This is a genomic window from Halomonas sp. BC04, from assembly GCF_000568385.1.
This window is the reverse complement of the sequence record NZ_AZQX01000217.1, coordinates 1-17,739: the sequence shown is the minus strand read 5'-3', so window position 1 is coordinate 17,739 and position 17,739 is coordinate 1. Positions and strand designations below refer to the sequence as shown.

The following is a 17,739-nucleotide window of genomic DNA, read 5'->3' as shown; positions in this document are numbered from 1 at the left end:
GCCGAACGCCGCGCCGCGGCGGTTGCCGCAGGGAACAGCGAATCCGCCAGCCGTACCAGCGATGGCCGGGTTGAGCCCGTGCGCCCCTCGGAGCCCCTCGATTTTGCCCTGCCCGACCTGCCCCACCGCACCCGCACTCAGCTCAAGCGGGGGCGCATCGTCTGGGAGGCCGGGCTCGACCTGCACGGCCTCACACTCGACGAGGCGCGCAGCGAGCTGGAGGGATTCCTGCGCGACGCCACCGCCAAGCGCATGCGCTGCGTGCTGATAGTCCACGGCAAGGCATGGGGCAGCACCGCCAACTACCCCGTGATCAAGAGCCATGTGAACGCCTGGCTACGCGAATGGCCGGCGGTACTCGCCTTCTGCTCGGCCCTGGATGCCGATGGGGGCACCGGTGCGGTGTATGTGCTGTTGCGCCGACGCGGCCAGGACGCCTAGGCCTCCAGTCGCCTCAGGCACCGCCGCCCGACTCGCGTTCCGCCGGCATCTGGGGCGGCTGAACGATCATTCCCGGGCTGCCAACCTGGCAGCGCCCTTCGTATTGGTCCAGCGCCTGGAGGGTAAGGTGCGTCCCAGCCGAATCAGGCATCGGCGCGATGGAACTCGAAGGCGCCGCAGACCGTCTTGGGGACTTCGATCAGGATATCGGGGGGGTAGCCTGCTACCTTGTACTTCGCCAGTGCCGCCTGGGTAATATCGAAGGAGGCCAGGATCATGTCCAGCCGCCCCCAGGCGCGGCGCCCATTGGGTGTCTTGCCCTCCCCGACTTCATTATCCACATCGTTTGCCCCACCGTTGCCCAACCCGTCCAGCAGGCGCCGAGTCGCCCCGCGAACGTCCATCCAGCCGCTCAGCGAAGAGGCGCTCTCTTCTTCCGCTGCCGCGATGCCCTGATCAGGCGGGAGCAGCTCCTCCAGTGTCACCGGCTGTGGACTGTGCGCAGTGACGTTGACCGCCAGCATGAGATCGGCATGGGCCGAAACGGTTGGGATGATCGGCAAGGGGTTGAGCAGGCCACCATCGACCAGGGTCTGGTCGCCGATATGCACCGGGGTGATGACGCCGGGGATGGCGATGGAGGCACGCATGGCACGCAGTAGCGAGCCCGTCTGGAACCATACTTCACGCTGGCGGGCCAGGTCGGTGGCCACGGTGGTCAAGGGGATCGGCAGGTCCTCGATCAGGCAGTCACCGACCAGTTCCTCCAGCTTGCTCATCACCTTGCTGGCGCGCATGGCCCCCATGGGGCTCCAGGTCACATCCACCAGCTTGAGCACATCGAAGTAGTCGAGCTGGCAGACCCACTCGCGGTAGGCATCGAGCTCCCCCGCCGCATAGATACCGCCGATGACGGCCCCCATGGAGCAGCCGGAAATCGCCACGACTTCGTAGCCGCGGGCCTCGAGCACGTCGATCACGCCGATATGGGCATAGCCCCTCGCCCCACCGCTGCCAAGGGTCAGGGCGACACGCTTGCCCGTCGTTGTTGCCGTTGCACCACCCATGATGTCGCTCCCTGTCACACAACTTCGTCCAGGATTTGCCAGTCGACGATCGCCTGGGCCACCGCCGCCACCGCACCGAGCTCCAGGTGCAGGTGATGGCCACCGGGCAACACCCGGCGAGTCAGCGCCGAGACCGCCGAGCGTGCGGCGGCCGCCGACTCCCTCTCTCCCAATATGCCGCCCTCGCCTTCGATCAGCAGCACCGGCGCCTTGATGGCCCCCAGCAGCGCCAGGACCTGCTCGGGCGTCAGACGCACCGGCGAGGGCCAGAGCAGGCGACCATCGGTTCGCAGGCGCACATGCCCGTCGCCCTCGTCGCTGAGATTGCGCGCCACTACCGGGCTTGCGGTATCGGCATCGATGGGCGTCACGCCGCCGGCTACCCGTGCCGCCACGGCGGTCTTGATATCAGGATAGCGCGGTGCGGCCGATAGGGAACGACGGGAGGCACGAAGCCCCTTGTGCAGTTGTTGTGCTGCGTCGCCGGCCGGGGTGGTAAGCGCCCCCATGCCATCGATCAGGATCAGCCGGTCAACGCGCTCGGGGAGCGCTGCAGCGGTCAGGCAGGACACGCCTGCCCCCATGGAGTGGGCCAGCAGCGTGGCCCGCTCCAGGCCCAGCTCATCGGCGGCATCCAGCAGGTCGTGGCAGTAGTCCCATAGCGCATAATCGCCCGCGACATGTTGCGAATGGCCGTGCCCGGTGAAATCGATGGCCACGATCCGTATGCCCAGACGCCGTGCCAGCAGCGGTGCCAGTCGCGTAAAGCTCGCCGCGTTATCCAGCCAGCCGTGCAGCGCCAGCCAGGTCGGGGCCTGCTCGGCGCCCCAGCACAATCCCGCGAGCCGTCCCCCGGCCAGGCTAATGGCTCGTGGATCGCTCATGCCGATACCTCCAGCAGCTCTTCCAGCATGGCCACCAACGCCTGGCGAGTCTCCTCGGGATGCTCCATGGGAAACATGTGCGTGCCCGGCACCAGCGACAGCTTGATCCGATGTCGTTCGAGCCGGCGTCGGCGCGCCGGCGTGATCAGGTCGGAGTCACGGCCGGCGAGCAGGCCGAAGGGCACTTGCAGGCGCTGCGGGAGGCGAGTCAGGTGGTCGGGAAGCTGACGGAATATCTCGGTCTCGATGGCGGGGTCATAGACCAGCTCGGCCGAGCCATCGTCGCGCAGCCGGGTGCCCCCCTCGACATAGTCATGCAGCGCATCGGGCGTAAAGCGCCGGAACAGGCCACGACGACGCAGGTGATTGGCCATGGCGTCACGATCGGGCCACGCCGAGCGCCGCCCCCTGGACTTGCCCGCTGGCGTGACCCGGTCGACGAAACCGAAACGCTTGGCCACTTTCATCCCCCAGGCATCCAGCCCCAGCATCAGCGGCGGGTCCAGCATGACCACGCAGCGAAAGCGCTCGGGGGCACGCTCGGCGGCCATGGCCATCAGCACACCGCCCATGGAGTGTCCCACGCCGATGGCGGGCTCCTCGCTGTGGGTCAGGTGGTCGAGCAGTTCATCACGCAGTGCCAGCCAGTTGTGACCGACCGGGTAGTCGGGGTGATGGCCCAGGCGGTCGACCGGGTGAACGTCGAAGCGCTCGCGCAGCGGCGCCAGCAGGCTGCGGTAGCTCATGCCGGGAAAGCCATTGGCATGGGCGAAGATCAATCGCGGTCGTTGGCTAGCGGGGGAAGCGGTCATGATAGTGTCCAGTGTCAAGCAAGACATAATGTCTGTGGCGATAGCAGGCTAACGGGTTTACCCTATTTCGCCAAGTCGAACCCTCGGCTCCCCCATGTCCACGATCAAACGGAGTCTCGTCATGCCAGCGCCGCGCCCCCCGCGTGATACCCGCATCCGTAACCGTGTCTTCTGGATCACCGTTATCGCCGCCGTGACCATCGGCCTGTGGCTGGCTCGTTGAATGGAACTGATCGACGTTTTCTTCGGCACCCTGGAAGTCACCCTGCCGGTCTTCATCATGGTCTTCATCGGCCTTGGCCTGAAGCGTGCCGGCTGGATCGATCAGTCCTTCATCAACACCGCCTCGCTGCTGGTCTTCAAGGGCACTTTGCCGATGCTGATCTTTCTCAGCATCATCAAGGCCGACCTGGACGCCACGCTGAACCCCTTGCTGCTCGGTTTCTTTGCCCTGGCCACTCTGGGCAGCTTCCTGTTCAGTTGGGGCTGGGCCATCCTGCGCGTGCCGCATGCGGACCGCGGCGTCTATGTCCAGGCCGCCTTCCGCGGCAACGCAGGCATAGTTAGTCTCGCGCTTGCAGCAAGCCTGTATGGAGACTACGGCCTCTCTGCTGGGGGACTCTTACTCGGCGTGGTCATCATTACCTATAATGCCCTCTCCGTGATTGCACTAACCAGCTACCAAGAAGACCACAGCACCGACTGGCGCAGCATCATTTCGCACATTGCGCACAATCCACTGATCCTGGCCGTGGTCGTGGCGGTGCCAGTGGCCGCCATGGAGTGGCGTCTTCCCGGCTGGCTGATGACCTCAGGGGAGTACTTTGCCTCGCTGACCCTTCCGCTGGCACTGATCTGTATCGGCGCCACCCTTTCACTGGGCTCGATCCGGGCATCGGGACGGCTGGCCGCCAGTGCCAGCCTGATGAAGATGATCACGATACCGGCGCTGGCCACCGGAGCCGCCTGGCTGGTCGGCTTCCGGGGACGCGAGCTTGGCGTGCTCTTCCTGTTCTTCGCCAGCCCCACGGCAGCGGCGGCCTTCGTGATGGCCAAGGCGATGGGCGGCAATGCCGTGCTCACCGCCAATATCATCGCCCTGACCACCCTGATGGCCAGTGTGACCATCACCCTGGGTATTTTCGCTTTGCGCCTCGCCGGGCTGATCTAAGCCAGGCTGCTCACAGCACCGTTTCAGGGTCAGGTACGTTTGTCCGGCCAGGCTACGTCGTTCGGCGCCATGAAACGTCGCAGCCTGGCGCAGCCCGCCGCCCACACCTCCGCCTCGAGCTCAGCCACGGCCGCCGTGGGAAAGGCCAGGCCGCGGTCGCTTCGCCCCTCGACCAATAGCCCCGCCAGCGCACCCACCAGCGGCATGTGGCTGACCAACACGAGAGGTTCTCGACCAGGCTGCTCCAGCAGCCAGTCACTCACCGCCTCGGGGGGATCGTCGGGCGTCACCATGGCCAGGGTCTCGACCTCACGGCCCAGGCTGGCCGCCACATGATCCGCAGTCTGCCGGGCGCGCACATAGGGGCTGGCGAGGATTCGCGCTTCATCGAGCTCCTGATACTGCAGCCAGTCGGCCATGCGCGCGGCTTCGGCATGACCGCGGGCGGTAAGCTTGCGCTCGGCATCGACGCTGCCCGGCCCGGCCTCACCATGGCGCATGATCAGCAAGCGCTTACTCATTGCGTGCCTCCCCCCTGCTGGCGTCCGGCTGATCGTCAGCGGCTTCGACCCGCCGGTGGGCCCGCTGCACGTCCTCCCGCGAAAGCAGGAATTCCACATCGCTGCTCTGCTCACCTCGCATCAACATGCGCGCCATTTCCCGCGCCGGCACACCCTCGAAGAGCACCTGGTAGAGCCTTCGGCCAGGGGCATGTAGACATCGTCCTCGCGGGCCTTGTCGCGCACCAGGCGCACCGTGTTGACCCCCTCGGCCACCTGACCCAGAGCCGCCACCGCCTCATCGAGGGACTTCCCCTGGCCCAGCGCATAGCCGACCCGATAGTTGCGCGACAGGTCCGACGAGCAGGTGACGATCAGGTCGCCGACCCCGGCGAGCCCGAGAAACGTCATGGGGTTGGCCCCCTGGTCCACCGCAAACCGCCCCATCTCGGCCAGTGCACGGGTCATCAGCATGCTGCGGGTGTTCTCGCCCATGCCCAGGGCGGCGGCCATGCCGGCGGCGATCGCATAGATATTCTTGAGCGCCCCGCCCAGCTCCACACCATAGCGGTCGTTGCTGGCATAGACCCTGAAATAATCGCAACTCAGCGCCTGCTGCACCCGGGTGCGAGTCAGCGGGTCATCGCTGGCCACCACCGTGGCGGTAAGCTGTTTCTGGGCGATCTCCGTGGCCAGGTTGGGTCCCGAGATCACCCCGATATGGGTGAAGCCCGTCTCCTCCTGGAGAATCTGGCTCATCAGCTTGAAGCCATCCTCTTGAATACCCTTGGTGGTACTCACCAGGATCTGGTCGTCACGCAGCCAGGGAAGTGCCTGACGCACGACGTCGCGAAAGGCCTTGGAAGGAATCGCCACGAGAACCAGTTCCGCCCGCTCGAGCACTGCCTGCATGTCGCTCGAGGCCTTGACCGCCGGATTGATGGCGAAATCGGGCAGGTAGCGGCCGTTTCGGTGTTCGCGGTTGATCTGCTCCACCAGCTCGGCGTCGCGCAGCCACTGGCACACTTCTGCCCCGTTGTCGGCAGCAATGCTGGCAAGCGCCGTACCGAAACTGCCTCCGCCCAGCACCGCCACCCGCATGGGATCATCTGACATGGTCGCCCCAGAATAAAGTCGGGTTGAGAGTAGAGTGTAACGAAAAGCGCCCCCTTCGGGGGCGCTTGGTGCTTAGCATAGCACCGGGCCGACGATGCCGGCCCGGTCGATTGCGTCAGTCGATCAACGACAGCAGCGAATCGATGCTCTCGCGCGCATCACCATAGAACATCCGCGTGTTGTCCTTGTAGAACAGCGGATTCTCGATGCCCGAGTAGCCTGTGCCCTGGCCACGCTTGCAGACGAAGACGACCGCGGACTTCCAGACCTCGAGCACCGGCATGCCGGCGATGGGGCTGTTGGGGTCATCCTGGGCGGCAGGGTTCACGATATCGTTGGAGCCAATGACGATCGTGACATCCGTCTTGGGGAAATCGTCGTTGATCTCGTCCATTTCCAGCACGATATCGTAGGGGACCCTGGCCTCGGCCAGCAGTACGTTCATGTGCCCCGGCAGGCGCCCTGCCACCGGGTGAATGGCGAAACGCACCTCCTTGCCCGCCGAGCGCAGCTTGCGCACCAGTTCGCTCACCGCGTTCTGGGCCTGGGCCACCGCCATGCCGTAGCCCGGCACGATGACGACGCTGTTGGCGTTGTTCAGCGAACTGGCCACACCTGCCGCGTCGATGGCCACCTGCTCGCCCTCGATCTCGGCCGCGGCACCCGTCTGCTCGGCACCAAAGCCCCCCAGGATGACGCTGATGAAGTTGCGGTTCATCGCCTTGCACATGATGTAGGAGAGAATGGCACCGGAAGAGCCCACCAGGGCACCGGTCACGATCAGCAGATCGTTGGAGAGCGTAAAACCGATCGCCGCCGCCGCCCAGCCCGAATAACTGTTGAGCATCGACACCACCACCGGCATGTCAGCCCCGCCGATGCCCATGATCAGGTGGTAGCCGATGAAGAACGCCAGGGCGGCCAGCAACAGCAGGGTCCAGAAGCCTGCGCCGTTGAGGTAGAGGATGGCCAGCAGCAGTGAAATCACCGCGGCGCCGGCGTTGAGCTTATGCCCCCCGGGCAGCTGCTTGGCCTTGCCGTCGACCTTGCCGGCCAGCTTGCCGAAGGCGATGACCGAACCGGTGAAGGTCACGGCACCGATGAAGATGGCGAACACCACCTCGAGCTGCAGAAAGGTGAGCTCGTCGGGCGCTTTAGTGGCCACCAGTGCGGCAAAGGCCGAGAACTCCTCCTGGGCGGCGCCCACCGCCTGAGCGGCCATCACGCGGCGACGCTCGAGGTCGGCGTTCCAGGCCACGAACACCGCGGCAAGGCCGACGAAGGAGTGAAGCGCCGCCACCAGCTGAGGCATCTCGGTCATGGCGACCCGCTTGGCCACGACCCAGCCGATCGCCGCGCCGATGATGACCAGGGGAATCATTAGCCAGTGCGCGCCGATACCGGGACCGAAGGCCGTGAATACCACCGCCAACGCCATGCCGATGATGCCGTACCATACCGCCCGCTTGGCCTTCTCCTGATTGCTCAGCCCTCCCAGGGAGAGGATGAAGAGCACACTTGCCGCAATGGCTGCGGCAGAAACAAAACCTTGACCCAACATGTCGTTACTCCGCCGCTCAGGATTTCTGGAACATGGCCAGCATCCGGCGTGTCACCAGGAAGCCGCCCACGATATTAATGGTAGCGATCAGCACCGAGATACCCGCCAACAGCATGACGACCCAGTTCCCCGAGCCAATCTGCAGCACAGCGCCGAGAATGATGATCCCGGAGATGGCATTGGTCAGCGCCATCAGCGGCGTATGCAGCGAGTGGCTGACGTTCCATATCACCTGGAAGCCCACGAAGCAGGCCAGGACGAAGACAATGAAGTGCTGCATGAAGGAGGCCGGGGCGATCTGCGCCAACAGCAGCATCAGGGCGCCCCCGACACCCAGTAGCGTCAGCTGACGCTTGGTCTGGGCCTTGAAGGTGGCAAGTTCTGCCGCCTTTTTCTCCTCCGGGGTCGGCGCCTTCTCCTTGGGCTTCGGCTTGGCAGCGGCTATCGCCTTGACCTTGGGCGGCGGCGGCGGAAAGGTGACCTCGCCGGCATGGGCAACCGTCGCGCCACGGATCACGTCGTCTTCCATGTCGTGGACGATGGCGCCATCCTTCCCCGGCGTCAGGTCGGTGAGCATGTGCCGGATGTTGGTCGAATAGAGCAGCGAGGATTGGGTCGCCATGCGCGAAGGGAAGTCGGTATAGCCGACGATGGTCACGCCGTTGTCGCTGACCACCTTCTCGTTCGGCTTGGTCAGGTCGCAGTTGCCGCCCTTCTCGGCGGCCAGATCGACGATCACCGAACCCGGCTTCATGGTCTTGACCATATCCTCCAGCCACAGCTTGGGAGCCGGCTTGCCGGGAATCAGCGCCGTGGTGATGACGATATCCACGTCGGGCGCCTGCTCGCGGAACAGCGCCAGCTGCTTCTCGCGGAACTCGGGACTCGAGGGCGCCGCATAGCCACCGGTGCCGGAGCCATCCTGGGAATCCTCGAAGTCGAGGAAGAGAAACTCGGCACCCATGGACTCGATCTGCTCGGCGACCTCGGGGCGCACGTCGAAGGAGCGCACCACCGCACCGAGGCTCGTCGCGGTTCCGATGGCGGCAAGACCCGCCACACCGGCACCGATGACCAATACCTTGGCCGGCGGCACCTTCCCCGCGGCGGTCACCTGGCCGGTGAAGAAGCGGCCGAAATTGTTGCCCGCCTCGATCACCGCCCGGTAGCCGGCAATGTTGGCCATCGACGACAGGGCATCCATCTTCTGTGCCCGGGAGATTCGCGGCACCATGTCCATGGCGACCACGGTGGCGCCCCTGGCCCGGCAGCGCTCCAGCAGCGTCTCGTTCTGGGCCGGCCAGAAGAAGCTGATCAGCGTCTGGCCGTCCCGCAGCGAGTCTGCCTCTGCATCGCTGGGCTCACGCACCTTGATGACTACCTCGGCCTCGTGCCAGAGCGCCTCGGCACTCTCCACCACGGTGACGCCGGCCGCGCGGTAGGCATCGTCGTCGAAGCCGGCAGCGCTACCGGCCCCGGATTCGATCAGGCATTCGTGTCCAAGCTTATGGATGAGCTGTGCACTGTCAGGGGTCAGCGCAACGCGTGCCTCCCCCTGGGCGAGCTCCTTGGGTGCACCAATCTTCACGTTGGATCTCCCTTATGTGTTATCGAAGTTTCGGATAGGTCAAACCAACTATTCATACCTGACCATGACGCAATGCACAACAGCAGCGCGCCTGATCAATGGCAACCAAAGGTAGCACTATCCGGCTGAAATAACGGAAAAAAGGAGGGGTGACGTTGACGTCAAGGGTGATACGAGGCGTGAAAGAGACGGCACACAGGCCGCCCGAAGGCGGCCTGTGGCATGGTGTGACAATGGGATAATGCCTCTGGACGGATCAGGTCGTCAGCAGCGCATTGAGCCGCTTGACATAGGCCGCCGGGTCGTCGAGATGCCCACCCTCGGCAATGATCGCCTGATCCAGCAGGATACGCGCCAGATCGGCGAAACGATCACCCTCTGCCGCTTCGAGCCGATCGACCAGCGCATGTTCCGGGTTGAGCTCGAGGATCGGCTTGACTTCAGGCACCTTCTGACCGGCGGCTTCCATGATGCGACGCATCTGAAAGCCCATCTCGTGCTCCGGCAGCACGACACAGGCCGGTGAATCGATCAGGCGGTGGGTCACCTTGACCTCCTGGACCTCATCGCCCAGCGCCTCCTTGACCCGCTTGACCAGATCCTCCTTGGCCTTGGCGGTCTCCTCCTGGGCCTTCTTCTCCTCTTCACCCTCGATCTCACCGAGGTCCAGCTCGCCCTTGGCCACGTCGACCAGCGTCTTGCCGTCGAATTCGGTGAGGTGGCTCATCAGCCACTCATCGATGCGATCGGATAGCAGCAGCACCTCGATACCCTTCTTGCGGAAGATCTCCAGGTGAGGGCTCGACTTGGCCGCATTGAAGCTGTCGGCCACGATGTAGTAGATCTTGGCCTGCCCCTCCTTCATGCGCTCGACGTAGTCGGTCAGCGACTGGTCCTGGGTAGCGCTGTCGGTATGGGTGGTCGAGAAACGCAGCAGCCCGGCGATCTTCTCACGGTTGGCGTAGTCCTCCGCCGGCCCCTCCTTGAGCACGGTGCCGAAGGTGTTCCAGAAGGTCTGGTAGGCCTCCTTGTCCTTGGCCAGTTTCTTGAGCATGTCCAGCGCCCGCTTGGTCAGCGCGCTCTTGATCTTCTCGACCTTGGGGTCCTGCTGCAGCAGCTCCCGGGAAACGTTGAGAGAGAGCTCGCGGGTATCGAGCACACCCTTGATGAAACGCAGGTAGAGCGGCAGGAACTGCTCGGCGTCGTCCATGATGAAGACGCGCTGCACGTAGAGCTTCACGCCACGGGCACCATCCCGCTCGTAGAGGTCGAAGGGCGCACGCCCCGGCACGTAGAGCAGGCTGGTATATTCGAGCTTGCCCTCGACCTTGTTGTGGCTCCAGGCCAGCGGATCGCTGAAGTCATGGGCCACGTGCTTGTAGAACGCCTTGTACTCGTCGTCGGAGATCTCGCCCTTGGGGCGGGACCAGAGTGCGGTGGCCTCGTTGACGGTCTCCCAGGTGGTGACCTCGCTGCCCTCGATCTCTTTGCCGTCGTCGTCCTTGGCGGTCTCGACCCTGGGCATGCGCACCGGCACCTCGATATGGTCGGAGTACTTGCGCACCAGGCTCTTGAGACGGAAGTCGTCGGCAAATTCCTTGGCATCCGACTTGAGGTGCAGCACGATCTCGGTGCCATGCCGCTCGTTCTCGACATCGGCGACGGTGAACTCCCCTTCGCCCCTGGATCGCCACTCGACGCCCTCGGACTTGTCCGAGCCAGCCTTGCGGGTACGCACCGTTACCTCATCGGCGACGATGAAGCTGGAGTAGAAGCCAACCCCGAACTGGCCGATCAGCCTGGCGTCCTTCTGCTGCTCGCCGGAGAGCTGCTTGAGGAACTCGGCAGTGCCGCTGCGGGCAATGGTGCCCAGGTTCTGAATCACCTCGCCTCGGCTCATGCCGATGCCGTTGTCGCGCACCGTTACCGTGCCGGCCTTCTGATCGTGTTCGATCTCGATGCGCAGTTCACTGTCCCCCTCGTACAGCGCATCGTTGTCCAGCGCCGCGTAGCGCAGCTTGTCGCAGGCGTCGGCAGCGTTGGAAATCAGCTCGCGTAGAAATATCTCCCGGTTGGAATAGAGGGAGTGAATCATCAGGTGCAGCAGCTGCTTGACCTCGGTCTGGAAGCCTAGCGTTTCCTCGTGAGCGATAGTGGACATGGATCGGTTACCTCATGGCTTGAACCAGCGGCGACGCCGCCATGGCGTCGCACGTGTAGAACTGTTCTGCGATATGGGGCCCGAGGGGGAAATTTCAAGCGCCGGGGTCTTCCGGGACACCGAGGACGAAGTGCAGGCGCGCCGTGGCCACGGGTTCCTCCTCGCACTCCTGCCACGCCTTTACCTGAACGTTGGCCATGCGACGGCCTTCCCGCAGCAGGCGACAGCGGGCATGGGTGGGTATCACGCGGGCAGCGCGCAGATAGTCAATGGAGAAGTCGACGATGCGCGGCAACCGGGGGGTCCGCGTCGCGAGCATCAGGTCGAGGGTTCCCGCCGTCTCCATGAAGGCGGCCACGACTCCGCCGTGAATGGCCGGCAGCAGGATATTACCGACATTGTGCGCGTGGGGTTCGAGATGAAAGACCATGCCGTCCCCCTCGGCGTCAGGCGATGCCGATACGCCGATGAAGCGGGCATAGGGCACCCGCGCCAGCCAGGCGGCCACATCACCCTCGGCCCGGGTCTTCTCCAGCCAGGCCGCATCGTGAAAGTCGTCAAGCATGGTCGTTCGCTCCGTCATTCACTTCGCCGAACAGCGCCTCAACAAAGCCCGGCGGCGTATTGCGCGGCCCCAGGCGCATGAAGTTGCCGATGCCACGAGCAATCGGACGCTCGGGCTCCTGCCAGAGCATACCTTCGGTGAAGACCACCGACTCGGTCACCGACAGCACGCGGGCCCTGGCCATGATGGGCTTGCCAGCCACCGCCGGCCGGTAATGATCGACCCGCAGGTCCAGGGTAGGGCAGACCTCCGGCGAGGGCAGGCCACAGAGTACGGCGGAGCCACAGACGGTATCCAGCAGCATGGTGAGGACGCCGCCATGCACCAGCCCCCGGGTGGTATCGCCAAGCAGCTCGTCGCGCCAGGGAAGTCGCATCGTCACTTCCGGAGGAACCACGCCGATCACCTCGAGCCCCAACTCCCGGGTATGCGGAATCACGTTGACGAAGCGGGACAGAGCGGTTCGCCACGCCTCGGGGCCAGGACCGACGGCCTCGGCATTTTGTTCATCTTGACTCACATCCACACCCCCGAAACCACCCAACAAGCGTTTGATCGAAACTTGCTTAGCCTAGCCTTCGGGCTGCGTCCGCACAAGCGGCCGGGCGTTAAACGCTACCTACCATTACTCTGTAAAACGTCACCCAACCACTGCTCAAATATGCTCCAATGGGCGACGATACAGAGGTTCCGACTTCAGCCTTCCGGAGGCCGACACCATGCGCCATCGACACCCGGTTATCCGCGCCGCCGCCTGGCTCGCGGCGGCAGTCATCAGCCTGCCACTCATTGCCCATGCCCAGCCCAGTGACAGCGCTCTGCGCGAGGCGCTGGAGGCAGCACGCAACCAGCAATGGGACAAGATTGACGACAGCGCGATCGATGGTCATGTGCTCTCCGGCTACGTGGAGTACCACCGTCTGCGCCATCAATTGCCCCAGGCCGAGCCCAGCCAGGTACTGGCTTACATCGAGCGCCACAAGGACGCTCCCCTGGCCGAGTGGATGCGCGGCCAGGCCATCAGCCGCTACGGCAGTGCCGGCCGCTACGGTGCCGTCCTTGCCGTCGCCGATGGTGAACCCACGGGGGCCGAGCGGCAGTGCCACTACTACACGGCGCTACTGGGCAGCAACCCGCAGGCCGCCGCAGAGGGAGGCCGGAAACTCTGGCACGTGGGCCGCTCACAGCCGTCGGCCTGCGATTCCCTGTTCCGTCACCTGCGGGAAAAGGGGGAGATCAGCGAAGTCGATATCTGGGAGCGCAAGATGTTGGCCTGGCAGCAGGGCGAAAACGGCCTTGCCAGCTACCTGGGTCGTCAGCTCGGCAGTCGCTGGCAGGAAGCCCGGGACGCCAAGGCCCGACTGCAAGGTGACTATTCCGCCATCACCCGTGTGCCCAACTGTATCGGCCCCGAGTGTCGCGGCAGCGGAGCGCTGTTTGCCGCCGCCATGCACGGCTTCACCCGCGCCGATACCGAAGCCGCCATGGAGGCATGGCGTAAGGTCGCCCCTCACCTGACCTTCGATGGCCAACATCGCCACACCATCGAGGAGGACCTGGCCTTCTACTCCCTGGTGCGCAACATCGACAACAACCGGGGCTGGGTGGACGATATCCTGCCCCGCGTCGGCACCGCGCGGGTACTCGAGCTGCGTGTGCGCCATGCGCTGACCAGCCGGGACTGGACCGGCGCGCTGCGCTGGATCGAGGCGATGCCCGACGAAACACGCGACAATAGCCGTTGGCAATACTGGAAGGCGCGGGCCCACGAACAGCTGGGCGACTCGGAGCGCGCCCAGGTCGCCTATGCTCGTGCCGCCGATGGTCGAAACTTCTTTGCCTTCGCCGCCTCGGACCGTCTCAATCGCCCCTATTCCCTGAACCTGGAGCGCAATGGCTTCGACGAGGCGTATCGCCAGGAAGTCGCCCAGTGGCCGGCCGTGCAGCGTACGGAGGCCCTGCTGCGCATCGGCGAGGACGGCCTGGCCAACAGCGAATGGCTGAACGCGGTGGCCATCGGAACGTCCCGGGAGGCGCGGGCCCTAGCCGACTACGCCGCGCGCCGCGGCTGGCATGCCCGCCTGGTACAGACCACCATCACCGGCCAGATGTGGGACGCGCTGGACTGGCGATTCCCGGAAGCCTATCGAGAACACTTTCTGCGCTGGGGCAACAACACCGGCGTCGACCCCTACCTGCTGATGGGCATTGCGCGACGTGAAAGCGCCTACAACCCGACGGCGCTCTCCCCCGCCGGCGCCCGCGGCTGATGCAGATCATGCCCGGTACCGCCACCCAGCTCAGCCGCCAGCTCGGCATCAGCGACCCTGGCCCGTATGGCGTGCTCGACCCGGAGCTGAATATTCGCCTGGGCAGTACCTATATTCGCGATATGACCAACCGCTATCGGGGCAATCGCCTGGCGGCGGCGGCGGCCTACAATGCCGGCCCCGGCCGGGTCGACCGCTGGCTGCGCGACTCGCCGGAGGAGTTCGATCTATTCGTGGAGAGTATTCCCTTCCGCGAGACACGCGACTATGTCCAGGCGGTACTCGCCTACCGGGTCATTTTCGAGAGCCTGGCCAACGGTGGCAGCACCGAAGGCGTCTCGATGCTGAGTTCGGCGGAAACCACGGTCCGTTACGACGGCTCGCTGCTGGCCCGCAACTAGGCTTTGTCTGAAAAGTCGGCGAGCGAAGGCCAGGGCTAGGCCCGTTCCCGACGGGCCCGCGCACTTCCCACATCCCTGTGGGTCGCAAGGCAAAAATCGGCGACAAATCGGCAGGAAAGCCGATTTGGGCAGCTCCGCTGCTCGAAGAGCGAGCGACATGGATGTTGCGAGTCCAAAGACGGAGTTTACGGGGTGTAAATAAGTACTTTGAGCCGATTTTTAACGCAGTATGGTCGAGCGCAGCCAGTTTTCGGACAGAGCCTAGGAGCCTGTCGGACTTGACGCTGATCTGCTGGCAGGACATCCAGGGCCCCTGCTACAACCGGGGGCCCTGGCGTTTCCGACCGCTCAGACGGGCTGACGCTCCAGCGCCAGCTTGATCCCCAACCCGACCAGCACCGCACCGGTGGCGCCATTCAAGACGCGGGCAAATAGGCGGCTTCCCAGCCAGCGCCCCGCACTGCCTACCGTCACGACGATGCCGATCTGCCACAGGTTGGCGATGATGAAATGGACCCCGGCCAACCACAGCGACTTGATCAGTGCCGGGTCGGTCGGGGCGATGAACTGGGGCAGAAAAGCCATGTAGAACACGACGGTCTTGGGGTTTAGCACATTGGATAGCAGCCCTTCCCGCAGAGGCCGCCATACCGGCCGTGCCTCACGCTCTCCCAATACCCCAGCTACCGGCAGGCCCTGACCACGCCGCGCCGCCCATAGGCTCGCGAGGCCCAGCCAGACCAGATAGCCGGCACCCGCCAGCTTGAGCAGGCCGAAGGCCCAAGCCGACTGCAGCAGGATCAGTGAAATCCCCAGCGCCGAGACAGCGGCATGAACGAACAGGCCACAGCAGATCGCCACGCTGGTCAGCACCCCATCGCGCACACCGCCCCGGGCCGTGTTGCGGATCACCAGCAAGGTATCCACCCCGGGGCTGAGGGTCAGCAGGGTAATGGCAACCAGAAATGGCCAGAACTGCGCATCCCACAACATGTATCGAGCACTCCCTGCCGACGCATTGACCCAGGATCGGGCAAAGGGGCAATTCTACGCCAAGGACGCGTCATCTCACACGTTGTTGACCAAACGGAGTGGCAGGCTTGCCCCATGGCCCCGTGCCCATGCTGTCGATATGGCATAGTTCAGGCGCGCGATTCGCTGGACGCTCCGATTTTTTCTATCTAAAGTTGTTTGGGCGGGCATGGTGGTTCGCCACTCATGCAATAACCGTTGCGTTGGACAGCAAGTGGGAAGTCGTTAGTTGTATGTCGATCTGTCGATACACCCGAAGCGCACTTTTCTCGCCTTGCCCACGCACTTCGGGCCTTCGGCACTGCCGAGTGCCCGGCACGATCAATCAGTAAGCAAGGAAATCGACAATGGCAACTGGCACTGTCAAGTGGTTCAACGATACCAAGGGCTATGGCTTCATCTCTCCGGACGACGGTGGTGACGATCTGTTTGCCCACTTCTCCGAGATTCAGGCTGACGGCTTCAAGACCCTGCAGGATGGCCAAAAGGTCACCTTCGAAGTCACTCAGGGGAAGAAGGGCCTTCAGGCCTCCAACATCAAGCTCGCCGACTGAGGTACTGCTTCGGCAGGCGTAGAAGCTTGGCCTCTGCTTGAGGCCAGGCCCCCAGACGAAAGGCCCACCTGACGGTGGGCCTTTTTCATGGCACGACGGAGCCTGGCTACTCAATCCTCGATGTCGAACTGTGGCGCCTCACTCTGCGGATCGCGCCGCTCGGCCTCTTCGAACTGCTCGTCGAGCTGACGCCGGGCCTCCTCGAAGCGCCGCTCGGTGTCCTCAAGCATGGCGTCGATATCCGACTGCGTCGTCTCGCCACGCCGCTCCGCCTCCTCGTCGATGGCTGAAGGCGTATCACCCGTATCGTCCTGCATGGGTTCGAACGTCGAGCGGAAATCTGTGGTGTCGTCCATGGGCTCCAACACCGGCGAATCCCGCTCGACTTCTTCATACTGTTCCTCGATACGCCGCTGCGCCTCTTCGAAGCGCCGTTCGGTATCCTCCAGGATGGCATCGATATCAGCGCTGGTGGGTTCACCCGGCAGGGCGCCCCCTTCGTCCAGGGTGGCAGCCGGTGACTCGCCCAGCGTATCGACATCCGCTTCGATCTCGTCGCCCGGCTCCATGGGGGCAGCGTCTTCGGGTACCGCCTCCTCCTCTGTCACGGGCGCATCCTCGGGCAAAGCGTCCGTATCGTCGGGCATGATGTCTTCCGGCGCCTCCTCCGCGGGAATTTCCGTCTCCTCGACTTCGGGTGCCCCGGCCTCGTCTTCCGTATCACCACAGCCGGCCACGCCCAACGCAAGGGTCAGTCCAACTGCGGCAAGTTTCCAGGGAGTCTTTGCCATTCAAGTATCTCCAGTCAATATGAGGCCGTCAGGGTTAAAGAGGCTCATTGCAGCAAAGCCCTGACGTCCCTGCAAGTCGACAGCAACTGCTGTGTGCTAGGGAATTGGACAGCACATCGGCAAAACGATCCCTTCCGAGGAAAGCGCAGTGCATCAATCGGCGGCCGTGGCCGGCAGGGGGCAGCCCATGGACCAGGCGACTGCGCGCAGCATCTCGGCTTCGCCCGGAGCAATGTGACCGTCATGGCACACGCAGCGCGCCATGGCATCCAGCAGCAGGACCTTGTCGTCATCCCTCAGCTGCAGCAGCTGCTCCATTGCCTGATCCAGCTCCGTCGGGGCCGCCAGCCGGTCCATGTAAGCCGGCGTGATCGGCAATGTCTGCAGGGCGGACTGGAAGGCATCCCTGGCCTCCGCCTCGTCCACGTCCCCCGCCCTGGCCAGGCTCGACAGCAAGCATGCAACGGCGGCATCCTGCTCAGCCAGGTGGCGATGACGGTGACGGCGGTGGCGCGGCCCTTCGCTGCCCACGAGCACAAGGCGGTGCAGCGCCCACTGCAGGGCACCCGGCTGGGCCTCCTCGGCCATTAGCCGGGCGAGACAGGCGCGGAAGCCGGCGAACTGAGCGGTGGTCAGCTGGCGCAGCACCGGCAGTGCCAGTTCGATCAGCGCCAGCCGCTGGTCAGGTGTCATGGCTGCCAGCGGAGGTGCCAGGCCGGTCCAGCTCCACCAGTACCTCGGGAAGCGCCTGGTCCACCAGCGCCTGACGCTGGCGCTGGGCGGCTGGATGGATCAACGCCCATCAAGATGCCGTAGACCAACGCC

The 17,739-nt window shown here is 64.4% G+C and carries 15 protein-coding genes and 2 pseudogenes; 4 read left to right on the top strand and 13 right to left on the bottom strand.

The window, feature by feature from the left end; translation table 11 throughout:
- A partial coding sequence (locus Q427_RS15105) for a Smr/MutS family protein (RefSeq protein WP_043515378.1) occupies positions 1-441 on the top strand: 441 nt, incomplete at its 5' end.
- A 143-nt stretch (positions 442-584) separates the two neighbouring features.
- Here the strand turns inward: Q427_RS15105 and Q427_RS15100 are convergent.
- From Q427_RS15100 to Q427_RS15090, 3 genes are read right to left on the bottom strand one after another with little or no spacing between them, the layout of a single operon-like run.
- Entirely contained in the window at positions 585-1,508 is a 924-nt protein-coding gene (locus Q427_RS15100) for a patatin-like phospholipase family protein (RefSeq protein ID WP_231613717.1), read from the bottom strand.
- A gap of 14 nt (positions 1,509-1,522) precedes the next feature.
- Positions 1,523-2,392 (bottom strand): alpha/beta fold hydrolase, encoded by an 870-nt coding sequence (locus Q427_RS15095; protein WP_043515376.1) that lies wholly within the window; start codon positions 2,390-2,392, stop codon positions 1,523-1,525.
- Entirely contained in the window at positions 2,389-3,204 is an 816-nt protein-coding gene (locus tag Q427_RS15090) for an alpha/beta fold hydrolase (RefSeq protein ID WP_043515374.1), read from the bottom strand. The genes Q427_RS15095 and Q427_RS15090 overlap by 4 nt, the downstream gene beginning before the upstream one ends.
- Before the next feature lie 223 nt (positions 3,205-3,427).
- Here Q427_RS15090 and Q427_RS15085 point away from each other — a divergent pair, with 223 nt between their 5' ends.
- Positions 3,428-4,375: an AEC family transporter gene (locus Q427_RS15085; protein WP_043515372.1), complete on the top strand. Its 948-nt coding sequence runs from the start codon at positions 3,428-3,430 to the stop codon at positions 4,373-4,375.
- A gap of 29 nt (positions 4,376-4,404) precedes the next feature.
- On the opposite strand, the gene sixA is transcribed toward Q427_RS15085, so the two are convergent.
- The 7 genes and pseudogenes from sixA to Q427_RS15050 all read right to left on the bottom strand — a co-directional run bounded on the left by sixA (position 4,405) and on the right by Q427_RS15050 (position 12,386).
- On the bottom strand, positions 4,405-4,896 hold the full coding sequence (sixA, locus tag Q427_RS15080) for a phosphohistidine phosphatase SixA (RefSeq protein WP_043515370.1): 492 nt from the start codon (positions 4,894-4,896) through the stop codon (positions 4,405-4,407).
- Positions 4,889-5,991 (bottom strand): annotated as a pseudogene (locus Q427_RS15075) (NAD(P)H-dependent glycerol-3-phosphate dehydrogenase). The gene sixA and the pseudogene Q427_RS15075 overlap by 8 nt, the downstream one beginning before the upstream one ends.
- Before the next feature lie 115 nt (positions 5,992-6,106).
- Complete coding sequence (locus tag Q427_RS15070; RefSeq protein WP_043515368.1) at positions 6,107-7,552, bottom strand: NAD(P)(+) transhydrogenase (Re/Si-specific) subunit beta; 1,446 nt, start codon at positions 7,550-7,552, stop codon at positions 6,107-6,109.
- A gap of 16 nt (positions 7,553-7,568) precedes the next feature.
- Positions 7,569-9,140 carry a Re/Si-specific NAD(P)(+) transhydrogenase subunit alpha gene (locus tag Q427_RS15065; RefSeq protein ID WP_043515366.1) on the bottom strand — a complete coding sequence of 524 codons (1,572 nt, stop codon included), beginning with the start codon at positions 9,138-9,140 and terminating at the stop codon, positions 7,569-7,571.
- A gap of 256 nt (positions 9,141-9,396) precedes the next feature.
- On the bottom strand, positions 9,397-11,301 hold the full coding sequence (htpG, locus tag Q427_RS15060) for a molecular chaperone HtpG (RefSeq protein WP_043515364.1): 1,905 nt from the start codon (positions 11,299-11,301) through the stop codon (positions 9,397-9,399).
- Between the two features lie 94 nt (positions 11,302-11,395).
- On the bottom strand, positions 11,396-11,866 hold the full coding sequence (locus Q427_RS15055) for a PaaI family thioesterase (protein WP_043515362.1): 471 nt from the start codon (positions 11,864-11,866) through the stop codon (positions 11,396-11,398).
- A complete protein-coding gene (locus Q427_RS15050) occupies positions 11,859-12,386 on the bottom strand; it encodes a PaaI family thioesterase (RefSeq protein ID WP_231613716.1) in 528 nt (175 codons plus the stop codon). The genes Q427_RS15055 and Q427_RS15050 overlap by 8 nt, the downstream gene beginning before the upstream one ends.
- A 199-nt stretch (positions 12,387-12,585) precedes the next feature.
- Here Q427_RS15050 and Q427_RS15045 point away from each other — a divergent pair.
- Positions 12,586-14,537, top strand: a pseudogene (locus Q427_RS15045) (transglycosylase SLT domain-containing protein).
- A 348-nt stretch (positions 14,538-14,885) separates the two neighbouring features.
- Here the strand turns inward: Q427_RS15045 and Q427_RS15040 are convergent.
- Positions 14,886-15,530: a LysE family translocator gene (locus Q427_RS15040; RefSeq protein ID WP_043515360.1), complete on the bottom strand. Its 645-nt coding sequence runs from the start codon at positions 15,528-15,530 to the stop codon at positions 14,886-14,888.
- Positions 15,531-15,916: 386 nt separating this feature from the next.
- On the opposite strand from Q427_RS15040, the gene Q427_RS15035 reads away from it, so the two are divergent.
- Positions 15,917-16,123, top strand: coding sequence for a cold-shock protein (locus Q427_RS15035; RefSeq protein ID WP_043515357.1), 207 nt, complete (start codon positions 15,917-15,919; stop codon positions 16,121-16,123).
- 110 nt (positions 16,124-16,233) lie between these two features.
- On the opposite strand, the gene Q427_RS15030 is transcribed toward Q427_RS15035, so the two are convergent.
- The gene (locus Q427_RS15030) at positions 16,234-16,914 is read right to left on the bottom strand and encodes a hypothetical protein (RefSeq protein WP_155833582.1); all 681 of its coding nucleotides are present in this window, start codon (positions 16,912-16,914) and stop codon (positions 16,234-16,236) included.
- Positions 16,915-17,067: 153 nt separating this feature from the next.
- Positions 17,068-17,607: a hypothetical protein gene (locus Q427_RS15025; protein WP_043515355.1), complete on the bottom strand. Its 540-nt coding sequence runs from the start codon at positions 17,605-17,607 to the stop codon at positions 17,068-17,070.
- Between the last annotated feature and the right edge of the window lie 132 nt (positions 17,608-17,739).